The sequence below is a fragment of the Streptomyces sp. NPDC007983 genome (genome assembly GCF_042958345.1).
Classification (GTDB): domain Bacteria; phylum Actinomycetota; class Actinomycetes; order Streptomycetales; family Streptomycetaceae; genus Streptomyces.
Window position 1 is genome coordinate 349,621 of sequence record NZ_JBIBJI010000002.1, and the last position, 18,227, is coordinate 367,847.

The 18,227-nt window shown below is 72.4% G+C and carries 5 protein-coding genes; 4 read left to right on the plus strand and 1 reads right to left on the minus strand.

The window, feature by feature from the left end:
* The first annotated feature begins 188 nt into the window (after window positions 1-188).
* Window positions 189-632, plus strand: a complete 444-nt coding sequence (locus ACFZCY_RS06450; protein ID WP_391169900.1) for a type II 3-dehydroquinate dehydratase — start codon at window positions 189-191, stop codon at window positions 630-632.
* A gap of 34 nt (window positions 633-666) precedes the next feature.
* On the plus strand, window positions 667-1,581 hold the full coding sequence (locus ACFZCY_RS06455; RefSeq protein WP_391169901.1) for an ROK family protein: 915 nt from the start codon (window positions 667-669) through the stop codon (window positions 1,579-1,581).
* 11 nt (window positions 1,582-1,592) lie between these two features.
* On the opposite strand, the gene ACFZCY_RS06460 is transcribed toward ACFZCY_RS06455, so the two are convergent.
* Window positions 1,593-2,645: an iron-containing alcohol dehydrogenase gene (locus ACFZCY_RS06460; RefSeq protein WP_391169902.1), complete on the minus strand. Its 1,053-nt coding sequence runs from the start codon at window positions 2,643-2,645 to the stop codon at window positions 1,593-1,595.
* Between the two features lie 238 nt (window positions 2,646-2,883).
* Here ACFZCY_RS06460 and ACFZCY_RS06465 point away from each other — a divergent pair, with 238 nt between their 5' ends.
* Window positions 2,884-12,486 (plus strand): SDR family NAD(P)-dependent oxidoreductase, encoded by a 9,603-nt coding sequence (locus ACFZCY_RS06465; RefSeq protein WP_391169903.1) that lies wholly within the window; start codon window positions 2,884-2,886, stop codon window positions 12,484-12,486.
* Between the two features lie 4 nt (window positions 12,487-12,490).
* Window positions 12,491-18,172 carry an SDR family NAD(P)-dependent oxidoreductase gene (locus tag ACFZCY_RS06470; RefSeq protein WP_391170380.1) on the plus strand — a complete coding sequence of 1,894 codons (5,682 nt, stop codon included), beginning with the start codon at window positions 12,491-12,493 and terminating at the stop codon, window positions 18,170-18,172.
* Window positions 18,173-18,227 lie beyond the last annotated feature (55 nt).

Sequence of the window (18,227 nt, forward strand, 5' to 3'; positions counted from 1 at the left end):
CCCGGCGAATGCAATAGCACGCTAACCGGCACAAGGGGAATCGTCATTCCCCTGGCGACCCCCCTATATCCCCCCTTACAATCCTGCTCGGCCATTTTCTCGCGTCGCTCACACGGCCGCCGTGCTACAAATGTCACGGCCACATTTAGCCGCTGTAATTCAGCCAACCCCACCCGGTGAGGTACGCATTGAGCAGGCTGCTGTTGGTGAACGGACCGAATCTCGGCATACTCGGAACACGTCAGCCCGAGATCTACGGCACCGACACCCTTCAGGACATCGAGCGCTGGGTCGGCGAAGAGGTCGCGGACCGCGGCTGGAAAGTGGATTCTTTCCAGTTCGACGGCGAAGCCGAGACCATCCGAACCATTCAGGAGAACTACGACACGGTCGGCGCCATCATCAATCCGGCCGCCCTGATGATGGCCGGATGGGGCCTCAGGGACGCACTCGCCAACTATCCCCGGCCCTGGATCGAAGTGCATCTGTCGAACGTCTGGGCGCGCGAGCAGTTCCGGCACGAGTCGGTGACGGGTCCGCTGGCCGCGGGCGTCATCTTCGGGCTCGGCGCACTCGGATACCGGCTCGCCGCACGAGCCCTGCTGGAAAAGGTGCCGGACGAGCGTCCGTGACCGCCGCCCCGGACGCGCCGGCCCTGGAGTTGCCATGAGTTACCTGGGAATCGACGTCGGCGGCACCAAGGTGGCGCTGCGCCTCGAACACGACGACCTGAGCATCGCCGAGTCCACCTTCCGCTGGCCCGAACCGGGCACGCCTCCCGGTGACCCTGGTGACGCGGGCCATGATCTGGACGTGCTGGCGCACCACGTCAAGGAGCTGGCGACCGGTCACCCCGAGCGGCTGACCGGCGTCGGGGTCGCCATGCCCGCCACCCTCGATGCCACCGGCACGGTCCTCGCCTGGCCCGGCCGCCCCGCGTGGGCCGGGCTGGACCTGCGGGGCGCGCTGGCCACGCTGTTCGGCGACGACGTCGAGGTGGGCTGCGCCGACGACGGTGACCTGGCCGCGCTCGCCGAAGCACACGAAGCGGGCTGCCCCGATCTGCTCTACCTCGGGGTGGGCACCGGTATCGGCGGCGGCATCGTGGTGAACGGCACCCCCCTGCCCGGCGTGGGCCGCGGCTCCTGCGAGGTCGGCCACATGGTCGTGGACCGGGACGGGCCGCTGTGCGACTGCGGTCGGCGCGGCTGCGTCCAGGCCGTGGCCTCGGGCCCGGCCACTCTGCGCCGGGCGGGCCGACGGCGGGGCGGGGAGGTGACGTTCGCCGGGCTGCGCGAGGCCGTGGAGCGACGGGAGCGGTGGGCCGTGGCGACGCTGGGGGAGAGCTGCGCGGCGCTGGCGGCCGCCGTGACCGGCGTATCGGAGCTGCTCCAGCCCGCACTGGTGCTGATCGGCGGAGGCTTCGCGGCGGCCATGCCGGACCTGGTGACGATGGTGGCCGAGCGGACGGCGGCCCTGGAGCGGCCGGGGCATCCGCTGCCACCGGTCCGTCCGGCGCGGCTCGGCGGGCTGTCCTCGCTGCACGGCGCCGTCCTGCTGGCCAGGGGACTACCGGGCTGACCCCCTCCGCCTCACGCGGTGTCCCGGTCCGCGGTGTCCCGGTCCATGGTGGCGAGCGCCGCGGCGACCGTCTCCTCGGCGAGCCCGGAGACCAACTCGGGGCCACCGGGCCCGTCCAGGACGAAGGTGAGCCCGTCCGTCGCCTTCTTGTCCAGCCGCATCACGTCGATCAGCCGCCCCGGGTCGACGTCGGCGGGCAGGGCGTACGGCAGTCCGTAGCCCCGTACCACCTCCAGGTGCTCCGCCGCCCGCGCCTGGTCGATCCGGCCCAGGGCCAGGGCGAGACGGCCCGCGAAAACCGTGCCGATCGCCACCCCCTCACCGTGCCGCAGCCTGAAATTCGTGACGATTTCCAGCGCATGGCCCAGGGTGTGGCCGTAATTGAGCACATGACGCAGCCCGGAGTCCCGCTCGTCCGCGGAAACCACCGACGCCTTGAGCGCCACACTCGCCGCAATTTGCTCCGGCAGCGTGAGCCCGCGCAAGTCACCGGCGCCGATGAAGTGACAGCGGGCGATCTCCCCGTAGCCGTTGAGCATTTCGGCAGCCGGTAGCGTCTCCAGATAGTCGGTGTCGCACAGCACGGCCGCGGGCTGCCAGTAGGCGCCCGCCAGATTCTTCCCCTCGGGGAGGTTCACCGCCGTCTTCCCGCCGACGCTGGCGTCCACCTGGGCCAGCAGCGAGGTCGGCAGATGCACCACCGGAACGCCCCGGTGATACAGGGCCGCGGCCAGTCCGACGACATCGGTCGTGGTCCCGCCACCGCACGAGACAACCGCATCCGACCGGGTCAGGCCGAAACGGACGAACTCGCGGCACAGTTCTTCCACCGTCGACAGCGTCTTGTCCGTCTCGCCGTCGCGGGCCCGCAGCACCACCGAGGGCACCCCGGGATCGGGCAGCCAGTCCTCCGGCCGGGCGGAGACCACCGCCACGCGCTGCGCGCCGAGCCCCGCGATCACCTCCGCCAGCGAATTCCGGACACCCGGCCCTATATCAACGGGATAGGAACGGTCACCGAGTTCCACCATGACACGGGTATGCGGACGATCGGATGTCGTCATGCGCTGTCAGTCCCTTCATGAGCGATGACCGGAAATTCCCCGTCGCCGAATCTAGCGCCGGTACACCGGCACCATCCAAGAACCCCCGGCATTGCCTCCATCACTCATCAAGTTAGGGATGACATAGGGGGGTGTTCAGGGGGTAATTCGGGGCCCGCCGTGGCGAGACTGGGGCGGGTGAGGCGACCTTCTGCCACCGCGGCGTGCCCGTCTCTTATCCGTCCGGAGGGATAACGACATGTTGCGCACGGAGCTGATCCGCCCGCTGCACGAGCTGCTCGTTACACAGGCCCGGCGCTTCGGCGACAAACCCGCCTACCGGGATGCCCGAACCAGCGTGAGCTACCGGGAATTGGAGCTGCGCACCCGACGGCTGGCCGGACACCTCGCCGAACTGCGCCTCCAGCCCGGCGACCGGGCCGCGATATGCCTCGGCAACCGGGTCGAGACGGTGGAGAGCTACTACGCGATCGCCAGGGCCGGCGCGGTCGGCGTACCGGTCAACCCCCGCAGCACCGACGCCGAGCTGGCCCATCTGCTCGACGACAGCGGCGCCCGAGTGATCATCACCGACCTCGCCCACGCCGGGCAGCTCGGCCGGCTGCTGCCCCGGCGGCCGCATCTGACGGTGGTGATGGTCCACGACGAGGCCGCCCCCGTACCGGCCGGCTTCCTGCCCTACGGCACCTTCGTGACCACCGACCCCGCCACCCCCGCCCGGGACGACCTCGGCCTGGACGATCTGGCATGGATGCTCTACACCTCCGGGACCACCGGCAAGCCCAAGGGCGTGCTGTCCACCCAGCGCAACTGCCTGTGGTCGGTGGCCGCCTGCTACGTGCCCGTGCCGGGGCTCGGCCCCGAGGACCGCGTGGTGTGGCCGCTGCCCCTGTTCCACAGCCTGTCCCACATCGCCTGTGTGCTCTCGGTGGCCTCCGTCGGCGCCACCGCCCGCATCGTCGACGGGCTCTCCGCCGAGGACGTCCTGCGCGCCCTGAACGAGGAGCGGGCCACCCTCCTCGCCGGGGTCCCCACCCTGCTGCACTATCTGCTCGACGCCGCGCGCGACCACGGCTTCACCGCGCCCGATCTGCGGGTGGCGCTGGTCGGCGGCGCCGTGACCACCGCCGCGCTCCGCCGCTCGTTCGAGGCGGTCTTCGGTGTCCCGCTGATCGACGCCTACGGATCCACCGAGACCTGCGGCTCGATCACCGTCAACTGGCCCGTCGGCGCCCGGGTGGAGGGCTCCTGCGGGCTTCCGGTGCCCGGCCTCGGCGTACGGCTCGTCGATCCCGAGCGCGGCGTGGACGTCGCCGACGGCGCGGAGGGCGAGGTGTGGGTGCGCGGCCCGAGCGTCATGGCGGGCTACCACAACCAGCCCGAGGCCACCGCCGCCGCACTGAAGGACGGCTGGTACCACACCGGCGACCTGGCCCGCCGCGACGAGGCCGGATACTTCACCATCACCGGCCGCATCAAGGAACTCATCATCCGCGCGGGCGAGAACATCCACCCCGGTGAGGTGGAGGAGGCGGTACGGGCCATCCCGGGCGTGGCCGACATCGCGGTCGTCGGGAAGCCGCACGATCTGCTCGGCGAGGTCCCGGTGGCGTTCGTGGTGCCCGGGCCCCAGGGCATCGACACCCAGCGGCTGTTCACCGCGTGGCGCGACCGGCTGTCGTACTTCAAGGTGCCCGAGGAGCTGTACGAGATCGACGCGATCCCCCGGACCGCGTCGGGCAAGATCACCCGCCATAAGCTGCTGGAGGTCCGCGCCCGGCTGCGCGCGTCCAGCAGCGGCCACCACGACAACCTGTTCCGCCTCGACTGGATCCCGCGCACCCCCCTGTCGCCCACGGCGGAACCGCCGCACCGCTGGGCCCTGGCCGGGGGACCGGAACCGCTCGGCGGACAGCCCTTGGGCCTGGCCGCGCATCTGGACGCCGAGGGCGTGCCGCACGACGTCCACCCCGACCTGGCGGCCGCGCGCACCGCGGTGGCGCAGGCGGCGGACGGCACGCTGCCCGAGGTGCTGCTGCTGGACATGACCGGCGGCCCCGACCACCCGCGACGCGCCGCCGAAGCCGCCGCCGGCCTGGAGTCATGGCTCGCCGACGACCGGCTCGCCTCGGTGCGGCTGGTCGTCGTCACCCGCCACGCGGTGGCCACCGGCGGACACGAGGACGTCACCGACCTCGCGGCCGCACCCCTGTGGGGACTGGTCCGCTCGCTGCAGAACAGCCACCCCGGCCGCATCGCACTGATCGACCTCGACACGGACGACCCGACGGGCGCGGCCTCGCTCGCGGCCGCCGTGACCTGCGGCGAACCGCAGCTCGCCGTACGCTCCGGAGTCCTCCTGCTGCCCCGGCTCGCCCGGGTGTCCCTCGACCCCGACGAGCTGTCCGCACCGCCCCTCGACCCCGAGGGCACCGTGGTCATCAGCGGGCCGGACACCGCACCGGGTGCCGCCGTCGCCCGCCACCTGGCGGCCGCGCACGGAGCGCGCCACCTGCTGCTCGTCACCGCCCCCGGACCCGGGCACGAGGCGGCCGAAAACCTCCGCGCCGAGCTGACCGGCCACGGCGCCCACGTGGCCGTCGCCGTCTGCGACCCGACGGACCGCACCGCCCTGCACACCGTCCTGAACGCCGCGCGACCACCCCTGACCGCCGTGGTGCACACGGCGGGGGACGCCGGACCCGAGGCCACCGTGGCCGGTGCGCTCGCCCTGCACGAGCTGACCCGCGACCGCGAACTGTCCCTGTTCGTCACGTTCTCCTCCGCCACCGGCACCCTCGGCGCCACCGGAAACCACCAGGACGCCGCCACGAGCGCCACGCTCGACGCCCTGGCACACCACCGCCGCGCACACGGCCTGCCCGCCCTGTCCCTGGGCTGGGGGCCGTGGCAGGGCGCGCCGACGGGCGGTGCCATACCGCCCGGGGCGGGAGCGCTCGCGCAGCAGCAGGCGCTGGTCGCGTTCGACGCCGCCTGCGCGAGGAACGAAGCGGCGTTCGTCGCGCTGAAGCTCGACCACGCCGCGCTGCGCGACGGCCCGGTCCCCGCCGTACTGCGCGGCCTGATCGACACCCCCTCCCGGCCAGGCGCGCCCGGCGACACCGCCGGATCCGGCTTCGCCGACCAGATCGCCGCGCTCCCCGAGCCCGAGCGGACCACCGCGCTGCTCACGACGGTACGCACGGAAGCCGCCGCGGTGCTCGGCCTCCCGGCGGCGGACCGGATCGACGCCGAACGGGCCTTCAGCGACCTGGGGTTCACCTCGGCCACGGCCGTCCGGCTGCGCGACCGGCTGCGCACGGCCACCGGACTCGGCCTGCCCGCCACCCTCGCCTTCGACCACCCCACCCCCCTCGCCCTGGCGCACCGGCTGCGCGCCGAGCTGCTCGGCGAACACACCGCGCCACCGGCCGCCACCCGGCCCGCCCCGTCGCTCGCCGACGAGCCCATCGCGATCGTCGGGATGGGGTGCCGTCTGCCGGGTGGGGTGGCCTCTCCCGAGGACCTGTGGCGGCTGGTGTCCGAGGGTGTGGACGGGATCTCGGAATTTCCGTCGGATCGCGGCTGGGATCTGGTGGGGCTGTACGACCCGGATCCGGACGCGGCCGGGACGTCGTACGTGCGCGAGGGCGGCTTCCTCGACGACGCGGCGGGCTTCGACGCGGAGTTCTTCGGCATCAGCCCGCGCGAGGCAGTGGCGATGGACCCGCAGCAGCGGCTGCTGCTGGAAACCTCGTGGGAGGTCTTCGAACGGGCCGGAATCGACCCCGCGACGCTGCGCGGCAGCCACACCGGTGTGTTCGCCGGGGTGATGTACCACGACTACACCTCGGGCGTGCGCCGGCCGTCCAAGGAGATCGAGGGCTACCTCGGTGTCGGCGGCGCGGGCAGCGTGGTGTCCGGCCGGGTGTCGTACACCTTCGGTTTCGAGGGCCCGGCGGTGACGGTGGACACCGCGTGTTCGTCGTCGCTGGTGGCCATCCACCTGGCGGCGCAGGCGCTGCGTTCGGGTGAGTGCGCGATGGCGCTGGCCGGTGGCGTCGCGGTGATGGCGACGCCCCGGAGCTTCATCGAGTTCTCGCGGCAGCGCGGTCTCGCCGTGGACGGCCGGTGCAAGGCGTTCGCGGAGGCCGCCGACGGCACGGGGTGGTCCGAGGGTGTCGGGCTGCTGCTGCTGGAGCGGCTGTCGGACGCCCGGCGCCACGGCCACGAGGTGCTGGCCGTCGTACGGGGATCCGCGCTGAACCAGGACGGTGCGTCCAATGGGCTGACGGCTCCGAACGGCCCCTCTCAGCAGCGGGTGATCCGGCAGGCGCTCGCCAACGCCGGTCTGGACCCCGCCGACGTCGACGCCGTGGAGGCGCACGGTACGGGTACGTCGCTGGGCGACCCGATCGAGGCGCAGGCCCTGCTGGCCACGTACGGGCAGGAGCGTCCGGTGGATCGTCCGCTGTGGCTGGGGTCGTTGAAGTCGAACGTCGGGCATGCGCAGGCGGCCGCGGGCGTGGCCGGGGTCATCAAGATGGTCGAGGCGATGCGGCGGGGTGTGTTGCCGAAGACGCTGCATGTGGATGCGCCGACGTCGGCGGTGGACTGGTCGGCGGGTGCGGTGGAGTTGCTGACGGAGGCGCGTGAGTGGCCGGAGGTGGGCCGTCCGCGCCGGGCCGGGGTGTCCTCGTTCGGCATCAGCGGCACCAACGCGCACGTGATCCTCGAACAGCCCGAGGCAGCGGCGGAGGACGAGCGGGTGGTGCCACAGGGTGTGGTGCCGCAGGGTGTGGTGCCGCTGGTGCTGTCCGCGAAGTCGCCGGAGGCGCTGACCGCACAGGCCGAGCGCCTGGCGTCCTTCCTGACGGAGCATCCCGCCGCCGAACTGGCCGATGTCGGAGTGTCGCTGGCCGCACGCCCGGAATTCGACCACCGCGGCGTGGCGGTGGCCGCGTCCCGGGCCGAAGCGCTGACCGCCCTCGCCGCGTTCCACGACGAGCACTCCGCCGCCACCCCCGGTGGTGGGCTGGCCGTCGTCTTCCCCGGCCAGGGCTCCCAGCGCGTGGGCATGGGGCGGCGGCTCCACGCCGCGTACCCCGTCTTCGGCGACGCCTTCGACCAGGTGTGCGCCGCCCTGGACGCCCGGCTCGGACGGCCCCTGCGCGACGTGGTGTTCGCGGAGCCGGACTCCCCCGAAGCCGCGCTGCTGGACCGGACGCGTTTCACCCAGGCGGCCCTCTTCGCCGTCGAAGTGGCCCTCTACCGCCTGGTCGAATCCTGGGGCGTACGACCGGACTTCGTCGCCGGACACTCCATCGGCGAGCTGGCCGCCGCCCATGTGGCGGGCCTGTGGTCCCTGGAGGACGCCGCGACGCTGGTGGTGGCCCGGGGCACGCTGATGCAGGAACTGCCCACGGGCGGGGCCATGGTGGCCATCCGGGCCACCGAGGACGAGATCACACCGGAACTGTCCGACCAGGTGGCCATCGCGGCCATCAACGGGCCCGATTCCGTGGTCATCTCCGGTGACGAACGGGCGGTGACCGACCTCGCCGCCGGATTCGCGGCACGCGGCCGCAAGACCAAGCGGCTCCGGGTGTCCCACGCGTTCCACTCGCCGCTGATGGACCCCATGCTGGACGCGTTCGCCGACATCGCCCGGGCCTTGCGCTACACCGCGCCCACCCTGCCCGTCGTGTCCAACCTGACCGGCACCGTCATCGAACCCGAGCGGCTGTGCACCGCCGAGTACTGGGTGGACCACGTACGCGCCACCGTACGCTTCGCCGCCGGAATGGCCGCGCTGAGCGAGCAGGGCGTGACCACCGTCCTGGAACTCGGCCCCGGCGCGGCGCTGACCGCCATGGCCCAGGAGTACCTGCCCGCCGGGACCGAGTGCGTGGCGAGCCTGCGCGAGGACCGGCCGGAGCCCCACGCCCTGCTCACGGCCGTCGCCCGGGCCTACGTACGCGGCGCACGGGTGGACTGGCGGGCGGTGTTCGCGGACACCGGCGCACGCCGCGTCGACGTGCCCACCTACGCCTTCCGCCACCAGCGCTACTGGCTGGACACCGGCGGCTTCGCGGGCGACATGAGCGCGGCGGGCATCAGCCCCACCGAGCACCCGTTGCTCACCGCCACCGTCCACCTCCCCGACTCCGGCGGTGTGGTGTGCACCGGGCGGCTGTCCCTGGCCACCCACCCCTGGCTCGCCGACCACGCCGTCTCGGGAACCGTCCTGCTGCCCGGCACCGGGCTCGTCGAACTCGCCGTACGCGCGGGTGACGAGGTCGGCACGGACTGCCTGCGCGAACTGGTCATGGAAGCGCCCCTGCCGCTGCCCGGCACCGGCGCAGTGGACGTACGCGTCTGCGTCGGCGGCCCGGACGACACCGGCGACCGCCCGGTGGGCGTGTACTCCCGCCCCGCCGACGCGGACCCCACGGACGCCGCGTGGACCCGGCACGCCACCGGCGCGCTGATGGCGGCGGCACCGGACCCCGAGCCGGGCCTCACCCAGTGGCCCCCGGCGGACGCCGAAACCCACCCGGTGACCGGCTTCTACCCCGAACGGTTCGCGGCCGGGTACGAGTACGGCCCGGTCTTCCAGGGCGTACGAGCGGTGTGGACGCGGGGCAAGGAGGTGTTCGCCGAGGTCGCCCTCGACGAGGAACACCACGACGACGCCCGCCTGTTCGGCCTCCACCCCGCCCTCTTCGACGCCGCGCTGCACCTCAGCGCCTTCGGCGCCATCGCCGAACCGGAAGGCGAGGAGCGCCTGCTGCCCTTCGCCTGGACGGGGACACGGCTGCACGCCTCCGGCGCGTCGGCCCTCCGCGTCCATCTGGAACCGGTCGGCGACGACGCGGTGTCGCTGCGCATCGCCGACCGTACCGGCGCCCCGGTCGCCACCGTCGCCTCGCTCGTGCTCCGCCCCGTGGCGGCCGAACGGCTGCGCCCGGCGGCGGCACCCCTGCACGGCGCGCTGTTCCGCACCGCGTGGACACCACTGCCCACCGAGGCAGGGCCCACCGAAGCAGGGCCCACCGAGGCACAGCCCGCCCCAGGGCAGCCCACCGAAGCGCGGCCCGGCGGGCTGGAAGCGGCCCAGGTCACCGAGGCCGTCGCCGACGGGCCGGGCGCAGCCCATGCCCACGCGCTGACCTCGCGCGTGCTCGCCGAACTGCAGGCGTTCCTCGCCAAACCGGAGGACGACACGGCCCGGCTGGTCGTGGTCACCCGTGGCGCGGTCGCCGTACGCGACGGCGAGACGGCGGACCCGGCCGGGGCGGCCGTCTGGGGTCTGGTGCGCTCCGCCCAGTCCGAGAACCCGGGCCGGATCGTCCTCGCCGACCTCGACGAGGACCCCGCCTCACGCACCGCGCTCTCCCGAGCGCTCGCCACCGGCGAACCCCAACTCGCCGTCCGCGAGGGCGCGGCCTCCACGCCCAGGCTGGTCAGGGCCACCGCCGACGGGCTCACCATCCCCACCGGCACCGGCACCGGCACCGGCACCGGCACCGGCACCGGCACCGGCACCGGCACCCGCACCTGGCACTTGGACACCACCGAGCCCGGCACGCTCGACCATCTGGCCCTCGTGCCCGCCGACCCGGTGGCGGACCTCCCCGAAGGCCACGTCCGCGTGGCGATCCGCGCCGCGGGCATGAACTTCCGGGACGTCCTCATCGCGCTCGGCATGTACCCCGGCAGCGCCGCCATCGGAGGCGAAGGCGCCGGAGTCGTCCTGGAGACCGGGCCCGGGGTGACCGGACTGGCCCCCGGCGACCGCGTGATGGGCCTCTTCCCCGGCGGCACCTTCGGACCCGAGGCGGTCACCGATCACCGCACCCTCGTCCGCGTCCCCAAGGGCTGGACATTCCCGCAGGCCGCTGCCACCCCCATCGCTTTCCTCACCGCCTACTACGGCCTGCACGACCTGGCCGCAGTCCAACCCGGAGAAGCGGTGCTCATCCACGCCGCGGCCGGCGGTGTCGGCATGGCGGCCGTCCAGGTGGCCCGCCACCTCGGAGCCGAGGTGTACGGCACGGCGAGCCCCGGCAAGTGGCCGACACTACGGGCCGGCGGACTGGACGACCACCACATCGCCAACTCCCGCACCCTCGCGTTCGAGCAGGAATTCCTCGCCGCCACCCAGGGCCGTGGCGTGGACGTCGTACTCGACGCCCTGGCGGGGGACTTCGTCGACGCCTCCCTGCGCCTGCTGCCCCGCGGCGGCCGGTTCCTGGAGATGGGCAAGACCGACATCCGGGACGCCGCCGACGTCGCCGAGCACCACCCCGACGTCACGTACCGCGCCTTCGACCTCGCCGAAGCCGGATCCGAGCGCATCCAGCAGCTGCTCGCCGAGCTGGTGGAACTCTTCGACAACGGCACCCTCACCCCGCTTCCCCTGACCGCGTGGGACGTACGGCACGCCCCGGACGCCTTCCGCCACCTCAGCCAGGCACGCCACACCGGCAAAGCGGTCCTCACCGTGCCCCGCCGCCCGGACCCCGACGGCACCGCGCTCATCACCGGCGGCACCGGCACCCTGGGTGCCCTGCTGGCCCGCCACCTGGTCACCGCGTACGGAGTCCGCAACCTGCTGCTCACCAGCAGGCGAGGCCCTGACGCACCCGGCGCGGCCGAACTCCACGCCGAACTGACCCGGCTCGGCGCCACCGTCCGCATCGAGGCGTGCGACGCCGGCGACCGCGACGCGCTGGCCCGCCTGCTGGCGTCCGTCCCCGCCGAAGCCCCGCTGACCTGCGTGGTGCACACCGCGGGCGTGGTCGACGACGGCGTGGTCCCCGCGCTCTCACCCGAGCGCATCGCCGGGGTGTTCCGGCCGAAGGCCGACGCCGCGCTCCATCTGCACGAGCTGACCCGCGATGCGGACCTCGCCGCCTTCGTCCTCTTCTCCTCGGCCGCGGGCGTCCTCGGCAACCCCGGCCAGGCCAACTACGCCGCCGCGAACGCCTTCCTCGACGCCCTCGCACGGCAGCGCCGCACCCAGGGCCTGCCCGCCGTCTCCCTCGCCTGGGGCTTCTGGTCGCTGACCAGCGAGATGACCAGCGGGCTGACCGAAGCCGACCTCCAGCGCACCCGGCGCGACGGCATGCTGGGCCTGACCGCGGACGAGGGGACGGCCCTGTTCGACGCGGCGCTCCTCGGCGGTGACGCGGCCGTCGTACCCACCAGGCTCGATCTGACGGCGCTCCGCAGCCAGGCGGAACACGGCGAACTGCATCCGCTGCTGCGCGGCCTCGTACGCCCCCCACGGCGTGCGGCACGCGCGGCTACGCCCACCGGCCGCACCCTCGCCGAGCGGCTGGCCACCCTCCCCGCCGAGGAGTGGCCGGAGCAGGTGCTGGACGTGGTGCGGAAGGAGGCCGCCACCGTCCTCGGCCACCGGGACCCGGAGCTGATCGTGCCCGACCGGGCGTTCAAGGACGCCGGATTCGACTCGTTGACCGCGGTGGAACTGCGCAACCGCCTCGGCCGCGTCTCCGGTCTGCGCCTGCCCGCGACCGCCGTCTTCGACTACCCGGCGCCCACGCTGCTCGCCGGCTATCTGCACCAGGAACTGTCCCAGGACACCGACCCGGTCACGTCCACCCTGGATTCGCTGGACTCGCTCGACGCCGCGGTGGCCGCCCTCCTCACCCAGGACCTCACCGACACCCGGATCGGCACCCGTCTGCGCGTCCTGGGCGCGCGGCTCAGCGAGGCCGCCGTCGAGACGAACGGCACCGACGTGGATCAGCTCGCCTCGGCCACGGCGGACGACGTCTACGCCTTCATCGACAACGAACTCGGGCTCGCCTGACCCGCTGCCCTACGGACACACGAGACGAGGAACCATGACGAACGACGACAAGTCCCTCGCTTACCTCAAGCGGGTCTCCACCGAACTGCAGAAGACCCGCGAGCGGCTGCGTGAGGCCGAGAACGCACAAACGGAGCCCATCGCGATCGTGGCGATGGGGTGCCGTCTGCCGGGCGGGGTGGCCTCTCCCGAGGACCTGTGGCGGCTGGTGTCCGAGGGTGTGGACGGGATCTCGGAGTTCCCGTCGGATCGTGGCTGGGACCTGGCGGGGCTGTACGACCCGGATCCGGATGCGGCGGGGACGTCGTACGTGCGGGAGGGCGGCTTCCTTGACGACGTCGCCGGTTTCGACGCCGGATTCTTCGGGATCAGCCCGCGTGAGGTGCTGGCGATGGATCCGCAGCAGCGGTTGCTGCTGGAAGCCTCGTGGGAGGTCTTCGAACGGGCCGGGATCGACCCCGCCGGACTGCCCGACCGACGCGTCGGAGTGTTCGCGGGCGTGGCCGGCCAGGAGTACGCGCCCCGCATGGGCACGGGATCCGAGGAGATCGAGGGCTATGTGCTGACCGGTGGCGCGGGCAGTGTGGTGTCCGGCCGGGTGTCGTACACCTTCGGTTTCGAGGGTCCGGCGGTGACGGTGGACACCGCGTGTTCGTCGTCGCTGGTGGCGATCCATCTGGCGGCGCAGGCGCTGCGTTCGGGTGAGTGCGCGATGGCGCTGGCCGGTGGCGTGTGCGTGATGTCCACACCGGGGAGCTTCATCGAGTTCTCGCGGCAGCGCGGCCTGGCGGTGGACGGCCGGTGCAAGGCGTTCGCGGAGGCCGCCGACGGCACGGGGTGGTCCGAGGGTGTCGGGTTGTTGCTGTTGGAGCGGTTGTCGGATGCGCGGCGTCATGGTCATGAGGTGTTGGCTGTGGTGCGGGGCAGTGCGGTGAATCAGGATGGTGCGTCGAATGGTTTGACGGCGCCGAATGGTCCTGCGCAGCAGCGGGTGATTCGTCAGGCGTTGGCGAATGCGCGGTTGTCTGCGGTGGACGTGGATGCGGTGGAGGCGCACGGTACGGGTACGTCGCTGGGTGACCCGATCGAGGCGCAGGCGCTGCTGGCGACGTACGGACAGGAGCGTCCGGCGGATCGTCCGCTGTGGCTGGGGTCGCTGAAGTCGAACATCGGGCATGCGCAGGCGGCTGCGGGCGTGGCCGGGGTCATCAAGATGGTCGAGGCGATGCGGCGGGGTGTGTTGCCGAAGACGCTGCATGTGGATGCGCCGACGTCGGCGGTGGACTGGTCGGCGGGTGCGGTGGAGTTGCTGACGGAGGCGCGTGAGTGGCCGGAGATGGGCCGTCCGCGCCGGGCAGGGGTGTCCTCGTTCGGCATCAGCGGCACCAATGCGCATGTGATCCTCGAACAGCCCGAGGTGGTGGTGGAGGACGAGCGGGTGGTGCCGGGGGGTGTGGTGCCGTTGGTGTTGTCGGCGAAGTCGCCGGAGGCGTTGAGTGCGCAGGCGGGGCGGTTGGCGTCTTTCTTGAGTGAGAACCCTGCTGTTGAGCTTTTCGATGTGGGTGCGTCGTTGGTGGGGCGTTCGGGTTTTGGGTGTCGTGGTGTGGTGGTGGCGGGTTCGTGTGGTGAGGCTGTGGGTGGGTTGTCGGGGTTAGTGGGTTCTGGTGGTGTGGGTTCGGGGGATGTGGTGTTTGTGTTTCCTGGGCAGGGGGCGCAGTGGGTGGGTATGGCGGTGGAGTTGTTGGGGGAGTCGGAGGTTTTTGCGGGGTGGATGGAGCGGTGTGGTGAGGCGTTGGCGCCGTTTGTGGGGTGGTCTTTGTTTGATGTGTTGGGGGATGAGGTTGCGTTGGGGCGGGTGGATGTGGTGCAGCCGGTTTTGTGGGCGGTGATGGTGTCGTTGGCGGGGTTGTGGCGGTCGTTTGGTGTGGAGCCGGTGGGTGTGGTGGGGCATTCGCAGGGGGAGATTGCGGCGGCGTGTGTGGCGGGTGGGTTGTCGTTGGGTGATGGTGCGTTGGTGGTGGCGCGGCGGAGTCAGGTGATTGCGTCGCGGTTGGCGGGTGGTGGGGGGATGGTGTCGGTGTCGTTGCCGGTGGATGTGGTGGGGGAGCGGTTGGGTGAGGGGTTGTCGGTGGCGGCGGTCAATGGCCCGTCGTCGACCGTGGTGGCCGGTGAGGTCGAGGCGCTTGAGGCTTTGGTGGGGGCGTTGGAGTCGGAGGGGGTGCGGGTTCGGCGGATTCCGGTGGATTATGCGTCGCATTCGGTCCAGGTGGAGCAGATCGAGGCCGAATTGCTGGAGGTTTTGGGTTCGGTGCGTCCGGTGTCGTCGTCGGTTCCGTTCTATTCGACGGTGACAGGCGAGATGGTCGATACGGCTGCGTTGGATGCGGGGTATTGGTATCGGAATTTGCGGCAGCCGGTGTTGCTGGGGGATGTGACCGGGTCGCTGTTGAAGAGCGGGCGTCGGGTATTCGCGGAGATGAGTCCGCATCCGGTGTTGGGGTTTGTGCTGGGTGAGTCGATGGACGCGGCGGGCGTGGACGGTGTGGTCGTGGGGTCGCTGCGGCGTGATGAGGGTGGGTTGCGGCGGTTCTTGTCGTCGGTGGGTGAGGCGTATGTGGCGGGGGTGGAGGTGGATTGGGCGGCCGCGTTCGACCAGGCCAACACCCGCCACGTCACCCTGCCCACGTACCCCTTCCAGCACCAGCGCTACTGGCTGCGGGCCGAGCGTTCGGCGGGCGATGTGGCGACGGCCGGACTGTCCGCACCCGACCACCCCCTGCTGGGCGCGGCAGTGGAACTGCCCGGCTCCAACGCCCTTGTGCTGACCGGCCGTTGGTCGATGCGCACCCACCCCTGGCTGGCCGATCACGCCGTGTGGGGCACGGCCCTCCTGCCCGGCACCGGCTTCGTGGACCTGGTCCTCAGCGCGGGCCACGAGGTCGACTGCGGCGTCATCGAGGAACTGGTGATCGAGGCGCCCCTGATCCTGCCGCAGGACAGCGACATCCAGGTGCGCGTCGAGGTCGGCGGGCCGGACGAGACCGGCCGCCGGGCCGTGTCGGTGTACTCCCGGCCCGAGCCCGGGACGGCGGCGGAGGGCGCCCACGCGGAGTGGACCTGCCACGCCAGCGGCACCCTGGTGGCCGAGGGCCCGGAGCCCGCAGAGCCGCTGGTGGCCTGGCCGCCGGCCGGGGCCACCGCCGTACCGCTGGACGTCGACACGGTGTACGAGCGTCTGGCGGAGCGGGGATACGAGTACGGGCCCGCGTTCCAGGGGCTGCGCGCGGTGTGGACCCGCGGTGACGAAATCTTCGCCGAGGTGGCCCTGCCGGAGCAGCAGCGGGAGGACGCGGCCCGGTTCGCCCTGCACCCCGCACTCCTGGACGCGTCGCTGCACGCCCCGCTGATCTACGGCACCGGGCTTCCCCGGCTGCCGTTCTCCTGGAACGGGGTCACGCTGTGGGCGCACGGCGCCGCACGGCTGCGCGCGCATTTCGTACCTCAGGGCGACGACGTGTGGCAGGTGACCGTCACCGACCACAGCGGCCTGCCCGTCGCACGGATCGACGCCCTCGTAGGGCGCCAGGTCACACAGGAACAACTCGCCGAAGCCCGGCTGACGCTGCAGAACCGGGCGTCCGGTCTCGACAGCCTGGCCTACCGGACGGGCTGGGCACCGGTCGACCTGCCCGACGCGCCCTCGCTCACCGGCACCTGGCTGGTCGCGGCTCCCGCCGCGCACGCGGACGGCGATGTCGTACGGGCGAGCATCGCCGCGCTGAGCGAACACGGCGCGCGGCCCCTCCTGCTTCCGGTGACCGACACCGACCGAGCCGCGCTCACCCAGCGGATCGGGGAAGAGGCCGAGGGGCAGGACATCGCGGGCGTACTGTCGCTGCTCGCCCTGGACGAGACCGCGTTTCCCGGCCGTCCGGGCGTCTCCCAAGGGCTCGCGGCGACGCTCGGCCTCGTCCAGGCGCTGGGCGACGCCGCGATCGACGCACCGCTGTGGTCGGCCACCCAGGGCGCGGTGACCACGGGCAGGGTTACCACCGGCGCGGTGACCACTGGCGAGGTGACTACGGGAGCGGTGACCACCGGCGACACCGACCCGGTGCGGTGTCCGGCCCAGGCCGCGCACTGGGGCCTCGCTCAGGTGGCCGCCCTGGAACACCCCGCGCGCTGGGGCGGACTCGTCGACCTCCCCGCGAAGCTCGACGCCCCGGCCCGTGCGCGGCTGGCCACCGTGCTGGGCGGGGGCTGCGAAGGCGAGGACCAGTTCGCGCTGCGCGAGGACGGCGTGTTCGTACGCCGCCTGGAGCGGGCACAGACCGACCGCTCGGCGGACGAGCCCTCGTGGCGGCCCTCGGGCACGGTCCTCATCACCGGCGGTACGGGGGCACTCGGTGCCCATGTCGCGAGGTGGCTCGCGGAAAAGGGCGCCGAACACCTCGTACTCGTCAGCCGCCGCGGCGGGAACAGCACCGGTGCCACCGAATTCGAGGCCGAACTCACCGGGCTGGGCGCCCGTGTGACCCTCGCCGCCTGCGATGTGGCGGACCGGCAGGCGCTCGCGGAACTCCTCCGGAAGCTGCGGGCCGACGGCGACCAGGTCCGGGCAGTGGTGCACGCCGCCGGAGTCAACGGCTTCGGTGCCCTCGCCGACACCACCGTGGCGGAATTCGCCGACATCGTGTCCGCGAAGGTCGCCGGCGCCGCACACCTCGACGAACTGCTGGAGGGGGATTCCCTCGAAGCGTTCGTCCTGTTCTCCTCGATCGCCGGGGTGTGGGGGAGCGGCAACCAAAGCGCCTACTCCGCCGGAAACGCCTTTCTGGACGCGCTGGCCCAGCACCGGCGCAGCCTCGGCAAGCCCGCCACCTCGGTGGCCTGGGGCGCCTGGGCAGGCGGTGGCATGGTCGACGCCACCTCGGCGCCCCAGCTGCGCCGCCAGGGCATCGGCCCCGTACCGCCCGAGGCGATGCTCTCCGCGCTGGACCAGCTGCTGACCGGCGGCGAGACCACGATGACCATCGCGAACATCGACTGGAAGAAGTTCGTCCCGGCCTTCACCTCCGCCCGGCCGAGCGCGCTGCTGCAGGGCCTGCCCGAGGCCCGCCGCATCGTTGCCGCCGAGGCCAGGGCCCGGCGTACCGATCTCGCCGCGGCCGACTCGCTCCGCCGGCGACTGGCCGGACTCGCCGAGGACGAGCAGGCGGACATCCTGCTGGAGCTGGTGCGGGCGGAGGCGGCGGTGGTGCTCGGACACACCGGTGTGCAGGCCATCGAGCCGGGCCGGGCCTTCCAGGAGCTGGGGCTCGACTCGCTCACGGCCGTCGAACTGCGCAACAAGCTGTCCGCGGCCACCGGGATGCGGCTGCCCGCCACCCTGCTCTTCGACCACCCGACTCCGGAAGTCCTGGTGCGACATCTGCGGGAAGGGCTGGTCCCGGACAGCGGTCCCGCCGTCCACCACGCGGTGACCGAGGCGGAGAAGCTGGCGGCCTCGCTCGCCTCGGTGGCAGACGACCCCGCCGTGCGCGGCCGGGTCACGACGATCCTGCAGGCCCTTGCGGCCAAGTGGAGCCCGGACTCCACCGCCGTGGGCGAGAGCGGCGACGATCTCGCGTCGGTGAGTGACGACGAGGTCTTCGACATCATCGACAACGAATTCAGTATTTCCTGACGAATTCAGTGATTCCTGACGCCCCGGCCTGCTGGATTCCCGCGAGGAGCTGACC

Excerpts from the sequence above, each read along its gene's own strand:
- ACFZCY_RS06455 (WP_391169901.1), top strand. The coding sequence starts at position 667 with ATGAGTTACCTGGGAATCGACGTCGGCGGCACCAAGGTGGCGCTGCGC.
- ACFZCY_RS06460 (WP_391169902.1), bottom strand. The coding sequence starts at position 2,645 with ATGACGACATCCGATCGTCCGCATACCCGTGTCATGGTGGAACTCGGT.
- ACFZCY_RS06465 (WP_391169903.1), top strand. The coding sequence starts at position 2,884 with ATGTTGCGCACGGAGCTGATCCGCCCGCTGCACGAGCTGCTCGTTACA.